The organism is Roseibium aggregatum (assembly GCF_017309185.1).
GTDB lineage: Bacteria > Pseudomonadota > Alphaproteobacteria > Rhizobiales > Stappiaceae > Roseibium > Roseibium aggregatum_B.
The window spans coordinates 283,179-299,474 of the sequence record NZ_JAEKJZ010000006.1 but is presented as its reverse complement, the minus strand read 5'-3'; the positions used below and the strand labels follow the sequence as shown (position 1 = coordinate 299,474).

17 protein-coding genes are annotated in these 16,296 nt (G+C 61.9%); 7 read left to right on the top strand and 10 right to left on the bottom strand.

Going from position 1 to position 16,296, the window contains the following annotated elements; genetic code table 11:
• Positions 1–4: 4 nt before the first annotated feature.
• A complete protein-coding gene (gene ggt, locus JF539_RS23290) occupies positions 5–1,582 on the bottom strand; it encodes a gamma-glutamyltransferase (protein WP_209017559.1) in 1,578 nt (525 codons plus the stop codon).
• Between the two features lie 296 nt (positions 1,583–1,878).
• Here ggt and JF539_RS23285 point away from each other — a divergent pair, with 296 nt between their 5' ends.
• Positions 1,879–2,313 carry a GlcG/HbpS family heme-binding protein gene (locus JF539_RS23285; protein WP_207143145.1) on the top strand — a complete coding sequence of 145 codons (435 nt, stop codon included), beginning with the start codon at positions 1,879–1,881 and terminating at the stop codon, positions 2,311–2,313.
• A 186-nt stretch (positions 2,314–2,499) separates the two neighbouring features.
• Here the strand turns inward: JF539_RS23285 and phaR are convergent, their stop codons facing one another.
• Positions 2,500–3,084: a polyhydroxyalkanoate synthesis repressor PhaR gene (phaR, locus tag JF539_RS23280; RefSeq protein WP_207143144.1), complete on the bottom strand. Its 585-nt coding sequence runs from the start codon at positions 3,082–3,084 to the stop codon at positions 2,500–2,502.
• 318 nt (positions 3,085–3,402) lie between these two features.
• On the opposite strand from phaR, the gene JF539_RS23275 reads away from it, so the two are divergent.
• Together JF539_RS23275 and phbB are read left to right on the top strand one after the other, a co-directional pair.
• Entirely contained in the window at positions 3,403–4,584 is a 1,182-nt protein-coding gene (locus JF539_RS23275; protein ID WP_207143143.1) for an acetyl-CoA C-acetyltransferase, read from the top strand.
• A gap of 125 nt (positions 4,585–4,709) precedes the next feature.
• On the top strand, positions 4,710–5,438 hold the full coding sequence (phbB, locus tag JF539_RS23270) for an acetoacetyl-CoA reductase (protein WP_207143142.1): 729 nt from the start codon (positions 4,710–4,712) through the stop codon (positions 5,436–5,438).
• Between the two features lie 138 nt (positions 5,439–5,576).
• Here the strand turns inward: phbB and JF539_RS23265 are convergent, their stop codons facing one another.
• On the bottom strand, positions 5,577–6,320 hold the full coding sequence (locus JF539_RS23265; RefSeq protein ID WP_207143141.1) for a DUF3299 domain-containing protein: 744 nt from the start codon (positions 6,318–6,320) through the stop codon (positions 5,577–5,579).
• A 138-nt stretch (positions 6,321–6,458) separates the two neighbouring features.
• On the opposite strand from JF539_RS23265, the gene JF539_RS23260 reads away from it, so the two are divergent.
• Positions 6,459–7,100, top strand: coding sequence for a septation protein A (locus JF539_RS23260; protein WP_207143140.1), 642 nt, complete (start codon positions 6,459–6,461; stop codon positions 7,098–7,100).
• 159 nt (positions 7,101–7,259) lie between these two features.
• Here JF539_RS23260 and JF539_RS23255 read toward each other — a convergent pair whose 3' ends face one another.
• The 3 genes from JF539_RS23255 to mtgA form a co-directional block, all read right to left on the bottom strand.
• Positions 7,260–7,682 carry a hypothetical protein gene (locus tag JF539_RS23255; protein ID WP_207143139.1) on the bottom strand — a complete coding sequence of 141 codons (423 nt, stop codon included), beginning with the start codon at positions 7,680–7,682 and terminating at the stop codon, positions 7,260–7,262.
• Between the two features lie 160 nt (positions 7,683–7,842).
• Positions 7,843–8,028, bottom strand: a complete 186-nt coding sequence (gene rpmF / locus JF539_RS23250) for a 50S ribosomal protein L32 (protein ID WP_207143138.1) — start codon at positions 8,026–8,028, stop codon at positions 7,843–7,845.
• 180 nt (positions 8,029–8,208) lie between these two features.
• Positions 8,209–8,922 (bottom strand): monofunctional biosynthetic peptidoglycan transglycosylase, encoded by a 714-nt coding sequence (gene mtgA / locus JF539_RS23245; protein ID WP_207143137.1) that lies wholly within the window; start codon positions 8,920–8,922, stop codon positions 8,209–8,211.
• Positions 8,923–9,157: 235 nt separating this feature from the next.
• Between mtgA and JF539_RS23240 the strand changes: the two genes are divergently transcribed.
• Complete coding sequence (locus JF539_RS23240) at positions 9,158–10,063, top strand: polyprenyl synthetase family protein (RefSeq protein WP_207143136.1); 906 nt, start codon at positions 9,158–9,160, stop codon at positions 10,061–10,063.
• A 45-nt stretch (positions 10,064–10,108) separates the two neighbouring features.
• On the opposite strand, the gene JF539_RS23235 is transcribed toward JF539_RS23240, so the two are convergent.
• From JF539_RS23235 to JF539_RS23220, 4 genes are all read right to left on the bottom strand, one after another.
• Positions 10,109–10,528 carry a hypothetical protein gene (locus JF539_RS23235; RefSeq protein ID WP_207143135.1) on the bottom strand — a complete coding sequence of 140 codons (420 nt, stop codon included), beginning with the start codon at positions 10,526–10,528 and terminating at the stop codon, positions 10,109–10,111.
• A gap of 243 nt (positions 10,529–10,771) precedes the next feature.
• Positions 10,772–11,710, bottom strand: a complete 939-nt coding sequence (locus JF539_RS23230; protein WP_207143134.1) for a prephenate/arogenate dehydrogenase family protein — start codon at positions 11,708–11,710, stop codon at positions 10,772–10,774.
• Positions 11,711–11,726: 16 nt separating this feature from the next.
• Positions 11,727–12,863: a pyridoxal phosphate-dependent aminotransferase gene (locus JF539_RS23225; RefSeq protein WP_207143133.1), complete on the bottom strand. Its 1,137-nt coding sequence runs from the start codon at positions 12,861–12,863 to the stop codon at positions 11,727–11,729.
• Complete coding sequence (locus JF539_RS23220) at positions 12,860–13,750, bottom strand: chorismate mutase (RefSeq protein WP_207143132.1); 891 nt, start codon at positions 13,748–13,750, stop codon at positions 12,860–12,862. Before JF539_RS23220 ends, JF539_RS23225 begins: the two co-directional genes overlap by 4 nt.
• A 225-nt stretch (positions 13,751–13,975) precedes the next feature.
• Here JF539_RS23220 and metX point away from each other — a divergent pair, with 225 nt between their 5' ends.
• Both metX and metW read left to right on the top strand, forming a co-directional pair.
• Entirely contained in the window at positions 13,976–15,196 is a 1,221-nt protein-coding gene (metX, locus tag JF539_RS23215; RefSeq protein ID WP_207143131.1) for a homoserine O-acetyltransferase MetX, read from the top strand.
• Positions 15,196–15,828 (top strand): methionine biosynthesis protein MetW, encoded by a 633-nt coding sequence (gene metW, locus JF539_RS23210; protein WP_207143295.1) that lies wholly within the window; start codon positions 15,196–15,198, stop codon positions 15,826–15,828. Before metX ends, metW begins: the two co-directional genes overlap by 1 nt.
• Positions 15,829–16,296: the final 468 nt, after the last annotated feature.

Sequence of the window (16,296 nt, the reverse complement as noted above, 5' to 3'; positions counted from 1 at the left end):
GCTCTTAATATCCTGCCGCGTGACCGTCCTTGCGCGGATCCGAGCCGGCGGTCAGCAGGTGCCGCGCCTTGTCGATCATGATCGCCTGGCTGCCGCCGATCGGGCCGGAAGCGCGCGCGACCTTGTGGCCCAGAGCTTCAAGCCCTTCAACCGTGGACGCCGGGATCAGTTTTTCCGCCTCGAGCGCGTGACTGGACAGATCGAAGAACATCCGCGGGAAATCGATGGCCGCCTGCACGTCCATACCGTAGTCGATGATATTTGTGAGAAGATGGGCATGACCGCACGCCTGATAGTGCCCTCCCATCACGCCGAAGGAAAGCCACGGCGCACCGCCCTTGAGCACCATTGCCGGGATGATCGTGTGCATCGGGCGTTTGCCGCCGTCGATGGAGTTGGCGAAACCCGGTTTGGCCTTGAACGACTTGCCCCGGCAATGCAGGAGCACGCCGCTCTCCGGTGCGACGATACCGCTGCCGAAATCGCTGAACAGGGAGTTGATGAACGACACCGCCAGGCCATCCTTGTCGACCACGGAGAGATACACCGTGTCTGTCTGGGGCGCCAGCATCGCCTGGGGCACGGTCTCCATGCGCTTGTCCAGGGAAACCAATCCGGCCAGCTTGTCCAGATAGTCGCCGCCGATGAGCCGTGTATGACAGACATCCATGTGACCCGGATCGGTGACGAATTTCTCCCTGACCGCGTAAGCAATCCGCGCCGCCTCCATTTCGAGATGGAACCTTTCCGGCCCGAGCGGATCGAGGACCCCGAGATCGAATTTTTCCAGAATGCCGAGCATGACGAGCGCGACGATCCCCTGGCCGTTGGGCGGAAGCTCGGCAACCGTGAAGCCTCTGTAGTCTCGCAGGACCGGTGACACGGCCGTCGTATGACAGGCGGCCAGATCGTCCAGGGTCATCAGGCCGCCCTGGCTTTTCAGCGCGCGGACGATGTCTTCGGCAATTTCTCCGGAATAAAAGGCATCGGCGCCTCCTTCGGCGACGGCCTCCAGCGTTTCGGCCAACCTCGGATATTTCAGAATGGCGCCGGTCTTCGGCGCTTCGCCCTTGATCAGGTAGGAAGCCGCCGAGGCGGGCGAGGCGGAGAGTTTAGCGACGGAATTGGCCCAGTCCCGCGCCACGCGCGGCGCCACCGGAAAGCCCTCCCTGGCATAATGAACGGCCCGCTTGAATAGAGTCTTGAAGCTTTTGGTGCCGTGGGCCTTGAGCAGCGTTTCCCAAGCGCGAACCGCGCCGGGCACCGTGACCGCGTGGGGCGACGTTTCGTCAATCTCCGTGACACCGAGTTCGGCCAGCTTTTGCGGTGTCGCGGCTCGCGGTGCTGCGCCGGACCCGTTGAAACCCGTCAACCGGCCGTCCGGTTCCGCCACGATGGCGAAACAATCCCCGCCGAGACCGGTCATATGGGGCTCCACGACACATTGCACGGCGACAGCGGCGATCGCCGCGTCCACCGCGTTGCCACCGGCCTGAAGCACCTCGATCGCGGCGCTCGTCGCCAGGGGATGGGAGGTTGCCGCTGCCGCTTCCCGCGCAAACACCGGCGAACGTCCCGGCATCTGAAAATCACGCTTCACCGAATTACTCCCACCCCGATCACATCCATTTTTTCCGTTCCGCCCTAATAGCTTGTCGAGAAACGGCGCTATTCGGCTTTCCCGAATTTTGCTAGCAACGTCAAGCTGCGGCAGCACATTAAGGACAAGTCGGCGAATGCGCAAACCCCCGCCCACAGCCGCCGTTCGTCGTTCGGCAGGCGGTTTGCCTTCACCCGCCGGCGAAAACCGCTTTCAGGATCATTGCGGGATCCGAACTGCCGCCCCGCCGATATGAAACATCAGACTGGAGACAATCAATGGCAATTGGTCTTACACTTTCAACCGCAGAGACAATCATTGATGCCGCACTTGAAAAGGCGTCGGCCCTCAACTTGAAACCTCTGACCGTTGCCGTGCTCGATGCCGGCGGTCACACGGTCGCTCTCAAGCGCCAGGACGGGTCGTCGATCATGCGTCCGCAAATCGCCTCGGGCAAAGCCATCGGCGCGCTGGCCGTCGGAACCGGCACGAGATGGCTCAACGCGAACGCCGAAACGCGTCCGCATTTCGTCAACGCGCTCAACGGCGCCTCGGGCGGAGCGATCATTCCGGTGCCGGGCGGTGTCCTGATCAAGGGACAGGACGGTGAAACGCTTGGAGCGGTCGGCATCACCGGAGACACCTCGGACAACGACGAGGCCTGCGCGGTTGCCGGCATCGAAGCGGCGAAGCTTGTCGCCGATTGCGGCTGAGGCCCGGCGCTGCCCGTCAGGAATGACGGCACTACGCCTTAGGAATTGATGTGAGACGGGTCCGTACCCGTCCCGCTTCACACCTTTTGGATCGAGAGCTGCTCAACTGAAAACAAGCGGCACCCGGGCCGTGCTCCGCCGGCCCGGAACCCGGCCTGAGAGTAGCTTACCGCTTCAACAGCCCTGCTAGGATTTGTCGCTCAGTTGATTGATCTTTTTCTGCATGTCCTCGAGCTGGCGCTTCATGTCGTCCAGATCGGCGGTTTCGCTCTTTTCTGCCTTCGCTGCGCCCGCTGAAGGCGCCGCACCGGCCGTCTCGCCGGTCGGGAACGGCATGAACATCTTCATTGCCCGCTCGAACATTTCCGTGTTGCGCTTCACCTGATCCTCGATCGCGTCGAACGCGGTCGCGCCGAAGGCCTCGCTCATCTGGGAGCGCAATTTTTCCTGTTCCTTGGTCAGGGACGTCATCGAATATTCCAGGAAACTCGGAACGAGCCCCTGCATGCTGTCGCCGTAAAACCGGATCAGTTGCCGCAGGAAGGTTACCGGCAGCAGGTTCTGTCCCTTGCCCTCCTGTTCGAAAATGATCTGGGTCAGGACCGAGCGAGTGATGTCCTCACCGGTCTTGGCGTCGAACACGACGAAATCTTCCTCTCCCTTCACCATCACCGCCAGGTCCTCCAACGTGACATAGGTGCTGGTGCCCGTGTTGTAGAGACGCCGGTTGGCGTACTTCTTGATAATAGTCGGCTCGCTGGTCTTGGCCATCCGTCACTTCCGCCTCTCAGCCCGAAGGCTCGTTTTCCATTTGACGACAAGGCCTTCGCAGGCCTGTCATCTCCTCCGACTAAGAGACTAAGCCAATCGTATCGGATCGTGCCACCCTTTTTAATGTCTCTGACGAAAGGATGATGCCAGGAAGGCGAAAACTGCCTGCACATACGGGGTGATACGGTTGACACTTTTGCAGCCGCAGTTTCTAGTCCTTGCATTGTCAAGGTTCTCGAGGCGCCACCTGGCCAGCCACAAGGTTCCCCAGAGGCACCAATACCCTAACGCCATACCGTCCCAGTTCTGGAGAGTATCATGAGCGCTACCACAGATATTGTCATCGTCAGCGCGACCCGCACGCCCGTCGGGTCGTTCAACGGTTCTTTCGCCAACACGCCCGCCCACGATCTTGGCGCCATCGTGATGAAGGCCGCCATGGAAAAGGCCGGCGTCGAAGGCGGCGACATCGACGAGGTCGTGTTCGGGCAGGTGCTCACCGCCGCCCAGGGTCAGAACCCGGCACGCCAGGCGGCCATCCTGGCCGGCATTCCCGACAGCTCCACCGCCTGGACCCTCAACCAGGTCTGCGGCTCGGGCCTGCGCACGGTGGCCATCGCCGCCCAGCAGATCCAGACGGGCGACGCCAGCATCATGATGGCCGGCGGCCAGGAGAACATGTCGCTCTCTCCCCATGCCGCCCATATGCGCGCCGGCTACAAGATGGGCGATTACAAAATGATCGACACCATGATCAAGGACGGTCTGTGGGACGCATTCAACGGCTATCACATGGGCCAGACCGCCGAAAACGTCGCCGAGAAGTGGCAGATCAACCGCGACCAGCAGGACGAATTCGCCGTCGCCTCCCAGAACAAGGCCGAGGCAGCCCAGAAAGCCGGCAAGTTCAAGGACGAGATCACACCCGTCACGGTGAAGGAGCGCAAATCCGAACGCGTGGTCGAGGATGACGAATATATCCGCCATGGCGCGACGCTCGAAAGCCTGGCCAAGCTGCGTCCGGCCTTCGCCAAGGAAGGCTCCGTGACCGCCGGCAACGCCTCCGGCATCAACGACGGCGCCGCTGCCATCATCGTGATGAGTGCCGCGGAAGCCGAGAAGCGCGGCCTGACGCCGCTCGCCCGTATCGCCTCCTGGGCGACCGCAGGCGTCGACCCGACGATCATGGGCTCCGGCCCGATCCCGGCCTCCCGCAAGGCGCTGGAAAAAGCCGGCTGGTCGGCGGCCGATCTCGACCTCGTCGAAGCCAATGAAGCCTTCGCCGCGCAGGCTTGCGCTGTCAACAAGGACATGGGCTGGAACACGGACATCGTCAACGTCAACGGCGGCGCCATCGCCATCGGTCACCCGATCGGAGCATCCGGCGCGCGCATCCTGACCACCCTGCTGCACGAAATGGGCCGGCGCGACGCCAAGAAGGGCCTCGCGACCCTGTGCATCGGCGGCGGCATGGGCGTTGCCATGTGCCTGGAGCGTTAATCCGGATCAATTGACAAGGATCATGGCCCGCTTTCGCCGGCCATGATCTCAAACACCGAAAGTCTTTGAACACGACAAACTCAAAGAGCCCGCAGGGCCGGGTAGCGGAATTAAGGAGGATGGGAATGAGCAAGGTCGCATTGGTTACGGGCGGAACCCGTGGAATCGGCGAGGCAATCTCTCGCGGTCTGAAAGACGCGGGCTACACGGTCGCCGCCACCTTTGCCGGCAACGTCGAGAAAGCCGAAGCCTTCAAGGCCGAAACGGGCATCCACGTCTACAAATGGGACGTTTCCCATCCCGATGAATGCGAGGCCGGCATCGCCCAGGTGGAAAGCGAACTGGGTCCGGTGGACGTGCTGGTCAACAACGCCGGCATCACCCGCGACGGCATGTTCCACAAGATGGACTTCGACCAGTGGCGCGCGGTTCTGTCCACCAACCTCGACAGCATGTTCACCATGACCAAGCCGGTCATCAACGGCATGCGTGGCCGCGGTGCGGGCCGGATCATCAACATCTCCTCCATCAACGGCCAGAAGGGCCAGATGGGCCAGACCAACTATTCCGCCGCCAAGGCCGGCGTGATCGGCTTCACCAAGGCGCTCGCCCAGGAAAACGCCTTCAAGGGCATCACCGTGAACGCGATCTGCCCGGGCTATATCGCGACCGACATGGTCGCCGCCATGCCGGAAAAGGTTCTGGAATCCATCGTTTCCGGCATCCCGGTCGGCCGTCTCGGCCATCCCGAGGAAATCGCCCAGAGCGTGGTCTACCTGGCTTCCGACGCCGCAGCCTTCGTCACCGGCTCGGTCCTGACCATCAACGGCGGCCAGTATATCGCCAACGGCTGACCGGGCCGCTTCAGACTGCGGTTCAAAAAGACGGGGCTGGCTGGTTCTTCGGTCCCGGCTGGCGCTTCGCCGGGCCGGCAAGACGATCAAAAGACAGTGCTGTTTCCGGCACCCAAAGGCGTCCTCCGGGGCGCCTTTTTACTGCGCTGCTTCCGGCTTGACGGTTTCTCCGCGCTTGAAATACTTCCAGAGCCGGCTGGCGGGATTGTCAGGGGTCTCGTCCTCAAGACCGCGGATCCCGGTCACCTGGAGATCGAAGGCTGCGAGCATGTCGACGTAGCCGTCCAGAAGCACGATCTCCTGCCGTGTGGTCTTCAACGTCAGGCGACCGGTCAGCAACACCGGCTCGTAGACGTACGAAGCCTGGTTGCCGGCTTCAATCGTGTAGCGGATCATCTGATTTGGATTGGGCGCCGGCATGTGGGAACACATGCCTTGTTCCGGGACAAGGTAACCGCTTGCCGTTCCGTCCTCCCCGGGCTCGTCAACCGGGATCGCATATCCCGTGATCGCGACTTCCTGACCGTCCAGCGCCGGATTTCCGGTCAAGGCGGCCTTGGCCCGCTTTTTCGCGACCGAATGCCTTTGAGACAGGAGCCACTCGGTCTGAACGCCGCTTGCCGCGAGCTTCGCCTCTTCCTGCGCCAGCCGGCTTTCGATCCGCGGTCGGGCCTCGGCCGCGATATCCTCCTCGCTCAAGCGCTGCCGCAACCGCAATACCGTGCCGAGCGACCGCAGCTCAAGCCCGCTCAAAGCCTTGTACGGATCGTCGAAATTCGCCGTTTCGGGATCGATCAGATCCTCCCACGTCACCGGCGTCTGTGCGAAGGCGGCGGCCTGCATGAAAACAAGCGCCAAAAGGAAGACAATCGCTCTTGTCACTGCCGATACGGTTCCTTTTTCCAGGCCGCGAGCCAGTCCCAAGACCTTCGTTACCTGTCTATCTCGGGTCCACCCCTTGACCAAGCTTATACGTTGCTCCTATCTGCGACAAATAACAGACACCGGAGCCAAGCCGACATGGAATTCGAACACGCCCCGAACGACCCGACCCGCAAGGAGCTGTCACCGCTCCTGAAACTTGCGCTGGAACTGGGGCCGCTTGCCGTGTTCTTCCTGTTCAACGCCCGCGGCGAGCAGATCGCCGAAGCCTTTCCGGCGCTTCAGGCCGTCGGCAAACCGATCTTTCTGGCAACCGCGGCCTTCATGGTCGCGATCAGCGTCTCGCTCGTCGTATCGCTCTGGCTGACCAGGCGACTGCCGATCATGCCGCTCGTTTCCGGCGCGGTCGTCCTGGTATTCGGCGCACTGACGCTCTGGCTGCACGACGAGCTGTTCATCAAGCTGAAACCCACCATCGTGAACTGCCTGTTCGGCTCGGTCCTGCTCGGCGGACTTCTCTTCGGCAAGTCGCTGCTCGGCTACGTCTTCGACAGCGCGTTCCGCCTGACCGACGAGGGCTGGCGCAAGCTCACCTTCCGCTGGGGCTTGTTCTTCTTCGTGCTCGCCGCCATCAACGAGATCGTCTGGCGCAGCTTCTCGACCGATTTCTGGGTCAGCTTCAAGGTCTTCGGCATCATGCCGATTACGCTTTTGTTCACCCTCACTCAACTGCCGCTCATCCAGAAACACGCGATCGTGGAAGAAGACGGGGACAGCTGAGGTTTTCCAGACGTCAGACCTCCCAGTTTGTCGTCCCTGCGGAGGCAGAGGCCACCCGGTAGTCACCTGAATTCCTGATCTTTACCGCGCGGTGTACCGGGTTCCGGTCTCGCCGCCGACACGTCAAACCGGGATGACAGGTCAAGCGGGATCAAACCCTCAATGCATCTCCCCGTGTCCGAAGGAGACATCCCGGCGGGCGCCGGTGATGGAGATGGAAAAGCCTGCGATCACATCGATCAGCGAAATCGCCATCAGGATGAAGAACAGGGACGTCGCCGCCTGTTGCAAGACCAGAAACTCCACGAGATAGGCCACGAACACCAGAACCGAGAACATGTGGTCGAGCAGCGCCGTCGTGCCGATCCGGGTGGCCTTGAGGATTTCGATGAACAGAAAGAAGAGCCCGGCGGTGATCAGGAGATCGCTTGCCAGAAGCTGGAAAGTCGCGCCGGAAACCATGGCGATGGTGATGACCGGCTGAGACCAGAAGCCGGGATTCGCGGCTCCGGCGGTAAAGGCGAAGGCGTTATAGATCAGCAGCGAAAACAGCGTGAACGGAACGGCGGAAAAAAGACGCATCGGGCGGGCTCCCAGAAAATAAATACCGTGAAGGACGGACGGGCGGGAGCTGACACGAACAAACGCGCGATTTCAAGACGCAAAGAAAAAGGCCGGCCTGTCGAAACAAGGCCAGCCTCAATCCTGGTTTGCCATGCGGCGATCCCTTCCGAAAACGAGCTTACGCGTCGTCCTTCGGAGACAGGATCTGACGGCCCCGGTACATGCCGGTCTTCAGGTCAACGTGATGCGGACGGCGCAGCTCGCCCGAATCCTTGTCCTCAACGTAAGTCGGCTGTTTCAGGGCGTCCGCGGAACGGCGAAAACCGCGCTTCATGCGCGAGGTTTTTCTCTTGGGAACGGCCATGTTATTTTTCTCCGTGGTCCATAACAGCGCGGCCCGGACCGGGTAAGCCCGGGGCGTGGCGTCACGCAACGTGTTGGAATGCGCGGCGTTATACAGGCAACACAAGCGTTTTGCCACCCCTGACAGCAAATTTTCTTTGCCAGAGCCGGACGGGGCGAACCGGGTAGCGAAGACTCCCCATCAACCGGGCAGTACACAGCCGAAAATCGCACCGGCGCCCTTGACGCGGGCGAGGTTCTTGGCGGCCAGACTCCGGTGGCCCGCCCCAGGTTTCGCCGGGTTCCGACCCAGCGGATTGGGCAAGGCGGTCGCAAGGCGGGCGGCTTCGACGCGAGTCAGATCGTTCGCGGGCTTGCCGAACCAGGCCTGCGCGGCCGCTTCCGCGCCGAAGACGCCTTCACCCCATTCCGCGATGTTCAGGTAGATTTCCAGAATGCGCTTCTTTGTCAGGATGGCATCCAGCATCAGGGCAAGCGGCAATTCCAGCACCTTGCGGACATAGGACCGGCCATGCCACAGGAAGAGGTTCTTCGCGGTCTGCATGGTGATCGTGCTCGCCCCGCGCGGCGTCTCACCCTCGCTCAGGGCCTCGACCTGGTTCTGCAACGCACCCCATTCCACCCCATGGTTGCTGCAATACCGGCTGTCCTCGGACGCAATCACGGATTTGATCAGGTTCGGAGAAATCTCGTCGAGCGGCACCCATTGCCGGTCGACCCACAGAAACTGGGCATAGCGGGCGAGCATCAGCGTGCTGACGGGCGGAACGACGGAGTAAATGATTGTCAGGACCGGCGGCAGAAGGACAATAGCGAGCCCGAGACGGAGAACCCATCGGCGGACGAAGCGCAAAAAGCCTCCTGCGGCACTCGATGACTTGTTTTTCTTCGCCATTCAGGCTCCGCGCCATTGGAACAGGGAGACACCCGGTAAAGCCGCCAGGCAGCCTCCGGTTCCACCGGACCTTGCAGTCCGCCAAAAATCCCCCTTAGCCAATACCGGGACGGACGGCATCCGTCCAGTGCCGGAAGTTCTTCGGGCTGACGCTGGGACAGGGCGCGTAATCGCTTGACGAGCGGGAAAATTCGGGACAGGGAAACCTCCGGCTCAAACCTCGGCAGGATCGTGAATGGCACCGGACCTCAAACCTCACCTGGCAGAAAACGCTCGCAGGATCGAGACAGCGTTGGCGGATATCCTGACCGCCGCGACCGCCTCCGGTGAGATCGCGCGGCCTGCGCGCCTGCTGGACGCCATGCGCTACGGGTCCTTGAACGGCGGCAAGCGCCTGCGTCCCGTCCTGCTGCTGGAAGCCGCCGCGCTGTTCGGACGCGCCGACAGCGGCGTCCTGCACGCGGCCTGCGCCCTGGAACTCATTCACTGCTATTCGCTGATCCATGACGACCTGCCCGCCATGGACGACGACGACCTGCGCCGCGGCCGGCCGACCGTGCACAAGGCCTTCGACGAAGCCACCGCCATCCTGGCCGGCGACGCGCTCTTGACCCTTGCCTTCGACGTGATCGCGGAGGACAAGGTCCATACCGATCCCGCCGTGAGGCTGCGCCTGTCGCGGGAATTGTCGCGCGCCGCGGGCGTTGGCGGCATGGCCGGCGGCCAGATGCTGGATCTGGAATCGGAACACCGACCCCGGTCCGAGGCGGAAATCCGCCTGCTGCAGTCGATGAAGACAGGCGCTCTTTTGCGCTACGCCTGCCGTGCCGGCGCCCTTCTGGCGGATGCGCCCGAAAGCGACGTCGACCGCCTGACCCGCTTCGGCGAGGTCATCGGCCTTGCCTTCCAGCTCGCCGACGATCTGCTCGATGTCGAGGCGTGCCCGGAGGTCATGGGAAAGGCGACCGGTAAGGATGCCGAAGCCGGCAAGGCGACGCTCGTCGGCCTTTGGGGCGTCGACAGGACAAGGTCCGAACTGGATCGGCTGCTGAACGAAGCCCGGGACCTGCTGGCCTCCTACGGCGACCGCTCGGCGACACTGACGGCGCTGGCGGAGTTCATCGTCAATCGGTCGAACTGAAGGTTTTGACGCGGGCTAAAGGAAATGCTTCCGAGCGAACAAAGCCTAATATCTGGCTTCATACCGATACGCGGCCTCATTCTTCAAGACGCTGACAGACGCTACATGCGGCACTTCAAGAAGTGTCTGAACTTTCAGATACTGCCCCTGCGCGTTCTTGAAGTAAAAGATGCAGGGCGTCTCGCCGACCGGCGAGCACATAGCAACCTCGACATAGCCTTGTTCGTAGATCGCGCGTGAAAAGAAAGCGAGGTCGTCAGGCACCGGATTCTGAACCGGCTGCCAGCCGGCCTGTAAGACAACAGGCCGAGCTTGAGAGTACGGCATCTCCGATATCTTTGCCGTCAAGGCATCGGTGTTCGCCGTTTCGGAACCCGCGTACGAAAGCGACGGAACCGCCGCTGAAAACACAAAAAGCGAAGCGGCCAATGCAGTGAAATTGCAGTCTTTGGTTCTTGCAATCATGGATCACCTTCGATCTAAAATTATGAAAATTTATGACATGAAAAAGCTTTGTGAAATACCTCGCACTTTGTCGAGAGTGTAATGCCATAGAATTGGCCACGCCGAAGACGGAATTCAAGACGCTTCTTCGGCGTCAAATTCAAAAAATATCAGAAGTATTCTTTTCAGGGCTGAACGTCGCCCCACCTTGCAGGTTCACTTAAGAGAGCGAACCTCGACCCGTGACACTCATCACTGGACCACTCACCCGTTCGCAGGTTCGTCCTTGGCGTGGCGGCCGAAGTCCGGGGCGTCCGTTTCCTGGCCCGCTTCGATGATCGAGCGGCGGATACCGCGCGTGCGGGTGAACAGATCGAACAGCATGTCGCCGTCCCCCCATCGGATCGCCCGCTGAAGCGCGGACAGATCCTCCGAGAAGCGCGCCAGCATTTCCAGGATCGCCTCCTTGTTGGAGAGGCAGACATCGCGCCACATGGTCGGGTCGGAAGCCGCCAGACGGGTGAAATCGCGGAAACCGGAGGCGGAATACTTGATCACCTCCGACTTGGTGACCGTCTCCAGGTCGTCGGCCGTGCCGACGATGTTATAGGCGATCAGATGCGGCAGATGGGACACGATCGCCAGGACGAGGTCGTGATGCTTCGGTTCCATCAGGTCGACATCGGAGCCGCACCCCCGCCAGAAGGCGGAAAGTTTCTCAAGCGCTTCCGGGTCAACGGTGTCCGGCGGCGTCAGAATGCACCAGCGGTTTTCGAAAAGCGTCGAAAACCCCGCATCCGGCCCGGACTGCTCCGTTCCGGCGATCGGGTGCCCCGGAATGAAGTGCACACCCTCCGGCACATGCGGGCTGACCTGATCGACGACGGAGCCCTTGGTCGAGCCGACATCGGTCAGAACGGCGCCCTTTTTCAGCGCCGGAGCGATCCATTTCGCCACCGCCTCGTTGGCTCCGACCGGAACGCACAGGATAACAAGGTCCGCCCCGTCGACGGCAACCGCCGCGTCGAGCGAATAGTGGTCTCCCAGACCCAGTTCCTCGGCGCGCCGCAGGGTTTCCGCAGAGCGGGTGGAAATCGCGATTTCCCTGGCCAGTCCGCGCTGACGCGCCGCCTGGGCGATGGAGGAGCCGATCAGGCCGATCCCGATCAGGGCCATGCGCTCGAAAATGGGAGCTCCGGTCATGTCGTCTGGTCTGCTTTCAGGCTTTGCTCAGGAAGTCTTTCAGATGCGCGACAACGGCGCGGTTGGCCTCTTCCGTTCCGATGGACATGCGCAAGGCGTTCGGCAGGCCGTAATTGCCGACCAGGCGCAGCACGCAACCTTGTTCGAGAAGATAGGCGTCGGCCTCCACAGCCGTTTTACCGGCTTCGTCGGGGAAGTGGACAAGCACGAAATTCCCGACGCTCGGCGTCACCTTCAGGCCGAGCGACTCCATTTCGGCCGCCACCCAGGGCAGCCATTTATCGTTGTGCTCGACGGCGCCGGCAATGAATTCCCGGTCCTTGACGGCGGCGATCCCCGCCGCGATCGCCACGCCGGAAATATTGAACGGACCGCGAATGCGGTTCAGCGCATCGATTACATGGCTGGGACCGTACCCCCATCCGAGACGCAGGTTGGCCAGACCGTAAATCTTGGAAAAGGTTCGCGTCATGAAGACGTTTTCTGTCGTCGCGGCCAGTTCCATTCCGCTTTCGTAATCGTTGCGCCGGACGTATTCGGCATAGGCCGCGTCGAGCACCAGGAGCACGTTGTCCGGCAGTCCCTCGTGCAGACGCTTGATCTCGTCGAAAGGCAGATAGGTGCCGGTCGGATTGTTCGGATTGGCGATGAAGACCATTTTGGTCTTCGCGGTCACGCGCTCCAGGATCGCGTCGACATCCGTCGTCAGGCCCTTTTCCGGAGCGATCACCGGAGTGGCGCCGGCGGCGCGAATGGCGATGTCATAGACCAGAAAGCCGTGCTCTGAATAAATCGCCTCGTCGCCGGGGCCGAGATAACCATAGGCCAGCAGGCTCAGAACCTCGTCGGATCCCGCTCCGCAAATGATGCGATCCGGATTGAGACCGTAGACCTCACCGATGGCGGCGCGCAGTTCCGTGGCCGCGCCATCGGGATAAAGCTCCAGCTTTTCCGCGACCGCGTCAACGGCCGCCCGCGCACCCGGGCTCGTTCCCAGCGGCGTTTCGTTGGACGAGAGCTTGTGAAGCGTTTTGCCGTGCGTGCCCTTGGATTTTCCCGGAATGTAAGGGGCGATGTCCAGCACACCGGCTTTGGGTTGCGGACGGTTCGGTTTCGGCGCGTTGTCTTGCTTCACGTTGATCATCTCGTTCATTCCTGGAGGCCTCCGCCCCCCGGTTGGATTGTATCTTCGGGCCCGAAAGCATCTTCCGGGTCGCCATTGCCGTCGATGGGCGCGGCGTAGCCGCCGACCCGGCGCAAAACGTCGGGTTCGGCTCCGGCCGCCGCGCAGGCCTTCACGACGTCCTCTTCCGTCAGATCGCCGGAAATCGCCAGCAAGGCGTCGACACCGCTGCCGGAGCGGAAAAAGCTCAGGACCTCGATGCCCTGATCCATCAGCCGGCCGGGCAGAAGATCGGACCAGCGGGCGTCATAAACCGCAACGTCTGCGTTGTCGACAAGACTGTCGGCCTTCGCCAGAACAAGCGCCGGCAGATCCGCAGGGCGCTCGTCCAGAACCAGGAACGGCAGACGGGCGCGGACCAGCGCTCCGGCCTCGCTCAACCCCCGCCACCAGGGCAGCTCCGCCCTGTCGGTCAGCGCCACCAGCCCGAGATCTCCTTCGGACCCCGCGACAGCCCCGACAACGTCCGCCGCATCGCTTCCCGGTACCAGTTCAACCGAGAATCCGAAGTAGAACCGCGCCAGATCGAGCATGTCGATCAGTTCGGCGGCGCCGTCCAGATGAACAGCCAGGTCCATCTCCAGGCCGGTACAGGCACAGATCAGATCCCGCCAGAGATGCTCGACCGTCGCAAGCGGCAAGCCTCCGCGATGCCGTTCGACGATCTGACGCACGGTTTCCGCGTCCCGCTCGGGGTGAAACAGCGAGCGGCCTTCCCCCGCTGTCGCTAGGGCCGCGGAAATCTCCGCCTCGGCCTCGGCGCGTTCCATCAGGGCGGCATGGATACGGGCGTCTATCCCGTCGACGCGGGCGCGCAATTCTTCCAGAGACGTCCCGTTTTCCGGCAAATCGGACATTTCGAAATCAGGCCTTGGTTTCGCGTTCTGAGCCGCTTAGTCATAGGGATGTGATCATCCAAACGCAAAAGAAATCATTGACTCCGCGCGTCCGACGCGGCTAGGTCGCCAGTCTGATTGATGTGCGGCACGAAAGTTCGCCCCCCTTCCGGACCTCGATGACGCCGCACCCCGCGCTCGGCCCGGAACGACCCGGTCGGAACGGAAAAGAGCAAACCGAAAGACATGTCCGCTGATACACAGGATCCGGCTGTTTCAGACCCAGCGCAGCCGGTGACATCGAAGGCAAACGAAGCCGTCTCGCCCTCCAGCAAGATCGCGCATTTCCCGGCCGACAAGCCGCTGGAACTGGATTCGGGCGTCGAGCTCGGTCCCTGGCAGATCGCCTATGAGACCTACGGCACGCTGAACGCGGACAAATCCAACGCCATTGTCGTCTGCCATGCGCTGACCGGCGACCAATACGCCGCCTCGACCAACCCGGTGACGGGAAAGCCCGGCTGGTGGAGCCTGATGGTCGGGCCCGGCAAGCCCATAGACACCAATCATTATTTCATCATCTGCGCCAACGTTCTGGGCGGCTGCCTGGGAACCACCGGCCCGGCGAGCATCAACCCGGAGACCGGCGAGCCCTACGGCCTTTCCCTGCCTGTGGTCACCATTCGCGACATGGTGCGCTCCCAGGCCCGCCTGATCGACCATCTGGGCATCGATACGCTGTTTGCCGTTATCGGCGGCTCCATGGGCGGCATGCAGGTGCTTCAGTGGGCGGCAAGCTACCCTGAGCGGGTGTTCGCCGCCGTTCCGATCGCGGCCGCCGCGCGCCATACGTCGCAGAACATTGCCTTTCACGAAGTCGGCCGCCAGGCGATCATGGCGGATCCGGACTGGCGCGCCGGAAACTACATTCAGGAAAACGTCCGACCGACCAAGGGCCTCGCCGTTGCGCGCATGGCGGCCCATGTCACCTACATGTCGGACGAGTCGCTTCACCAGAAATTCGGCAGAAACCTGCAGGACCGGGACAAGGTCACCTTCGGTTTCGACGCGGACTTCCAGATCGAAAGCTACCTGCGCCACCAGGGCATGACCTTTGTCGACCGCTTCGACGCCAATTCCTATCTCTATGTCACCCGCGCCATGGACTATTTCGATCTGGCCAAGGAATTCGGCTCCGTGCGCGACGCCTTCAAGGACACCAAGACCCGGTTTTGCGTCATGTCGTTTACCTCCGACTGGCTGTTTCCGACCTCCGAAAGCCGCCGGATCGTCAAGGCGCTCAATGCGGCCGCGGCGAACGTGTCCTTCGTGGAGATCGAAAGCGACCGGGGCCATGACGCCTTCCTCCTGAATGTGCCAGAGATGTTCGACACGATCCGCGGCTTCATGACCGGCGCGGCCAGGGCACGCGGCATTCCGGCGCCGGGAGAGGAAGCCGGCGCATGATGAACCTCGCCCCGACCCAGACCCGCCCCGGAGAAACCCGCGGCGACCACAAGGTCGTCGCCTCGCTGGTGCCGCATGGCGCCCGCGTCCTCGATATCGGTTCCGAAGACGGGGCCCTGCTGGACCTGCTTGTGCGCGAACGGCAGGTGGACGGTCGCGGCATCGAGCTCTCCCAGGAAGGCGTGAACCGCAGCGTCGCTCGCGGCCTTTCCGTCATCCAGGGGAATGCGGACACCGATCTGGCCGACTACCCGGACCAGGCCTTCGACGTCGTCATCATGAGCCAGACCCTGCAGGCGACCTATGCGCCCAGGGAAGTCATGAGCGAACTTCTGCGTATCGGCGAACAGGTGATTGTCTCCATTCCGAATTTCGCCCATTGGCGCAACCGGATGCAGCTGCTTTTCCGGGGCCGGATGCCGGTCACGAAATACCTGCCTTACGAGTGGTACGACACGCCCAACATCCATTTCTGTTCCCTGCGCGATTTCGTCGAGCTGTGCCGCGAACTGGACGCCAAGGTCGAAAAGGCCGTGGCGCTCAGCGCACGCGGCAACAAGATCCCGGTCAATGCACCCTGGTGGGTCTGGAACATCGTCGCCGAACAGGCCGTGTTTCTGCTGAAGCGGTAACCTCTTCGGCAAGGCTTTGAAAAAGTCAGGTTCCCTCAGATGTCATCCCGGCCAGGCGAAGCGAGCGCCGGGACGCACTCGCCTATCCTTTTTTGGCGAGGCTTTTTTGTTGATCTGACGCGCTCTGCAAATAAGGGGGCCCCGGCTCTCGCTCCGCTTGGCCGGGGTGACCGTAGAGGGGAAAGTGGCGTTTCGGGGTGACACATTGGCGCTCAGTTCAAGAGCACGCTAGGTTTTCGGCGTTCTGACGAAAATCAACTTTGAACGGTTCAGGCCAAAGGCCCCGCCCCGCCCGGATTTCGCTTGGGAGAATCACGTCCAGTCTGCATCCTGTAGTTTAACCGAACCGGAACCGGGTGGGCTGTCGTGAAACTCAAGAATCAAGTTTGGATCAGCAACGCGCTAACAAGCGGCGAACTCAGCAACAAGCTGGGCATTCGGGCCAAGTACTTCGGACATGACTGGGAA

Bases quoted from the DNA above. Each gene is read 5' to 3' on its own strand.
- JF539_RS23255 (WP_207143139.1), bottom strand. From the start codon at position 7,682: ATGCGTCTTTTTTCCGCCGTTCCGTTCACGCTGTTTTCGCTGCTGATC.
- JF539_RS23285 (WP_207143145.1), top strand. From the start codon at position 1,879: ATGGCAATTGGTCTTACACTTTCAACCGCAGAGACAATCATTGATGCC.
- metW (WP_207143295.1), top strand. From the start codon at position 15,196: ATGAACCTCGCCCCGACCCAGACCCGCCCCGGAGAAACCCGCGGCGAC.
- phbB (WP_207143142.1), top strand. From the start codon at position 4,710: ATGAGCAAGGTCGCATTGGTTACGGGCGGAACCCGTGGAATCGGCGAG.
- JF539_RS23260 (WP_207143140.1), top strand. From the start codon at position 6,459: ATGGAATTCGAACACGCCCCGAACGACCCGACCCGCAAGGAGCTGTCA.
- JF539_RS23235 (WP_207143135.1), bottom strand. From the start codon at position 10,528: ATGATTGCAAGAACCAAAGACTGCAATTTCACTGCATTGGCCGCTTCG.
- JF539_RS23230 (WP_207143134.1), bottom strand. From the start codon at position 11,710: ATGACCGGAGCTCCCATTTTCGAGCGCATGGCCCTGATCGGGATCGGC.
- ggt (WP_209017559.1), bottom strand. From the start codon at position 1,582: ATGCCGGGACGTTCGCCGGTGTTTGCGCGGGAAGCGGCAGCGGCAACC.
- metX (WP_207143131.1), top strand. From the start codon at position 13,976: ATGTCCGCTGATACACAGGATCCGGCTGTTTCAGACCCAGCGCAGCCG.
- JF539_RS23220 (WP_207143132.1), bottom strand. From the start codon at position 13,750: ATGTCCGATTTGCCGGAAAACGGGACGTCTCTGGAAGAATTGCGCGCC.
- JF539_RS23240 (WP_207143136.1), top strand. From the start codon at position 9,158: ATGGCACCGGACCTCAAACCTCACCTGGCAGAAAACGCTCGCAGGATC.
- phaR (WP_207143144.1), bottom strand. From the start codon at position 3,084: ATGGCCAAGACCAGCGAGCCGACTATTATCAAGAAGTACGCCAACCGG.
- JF539_RS23225 (WP_207143133.1), bottom strand. From the start codon at position 12,863: ATGAACGAGATGATCAACGTGAAGCAAGACAACGCGCCGAAACCGAAC.
- mtgA (WP_207143137.1), bottom strand. From the start codon at position 8,922: ATGGCGAAGAAAAACAAGTCATCGAGTGCCGCAGGAGGCTTTTTGCGC.
- JF539_RS23275 (WP_207143143.1), top strand. From the start codon at position 3,403: ATGAGCGCTACCACAGATATTGTCATCGTCAGCGCGACCCGCACGCCC.
- rpmF (WP_207143138.1), bottom strand. From the start codon at position 8,028: ATGGCCGTTCCCAAGAGAAAAACCTCGCGCATGAAGCGCGGTTTTCGC.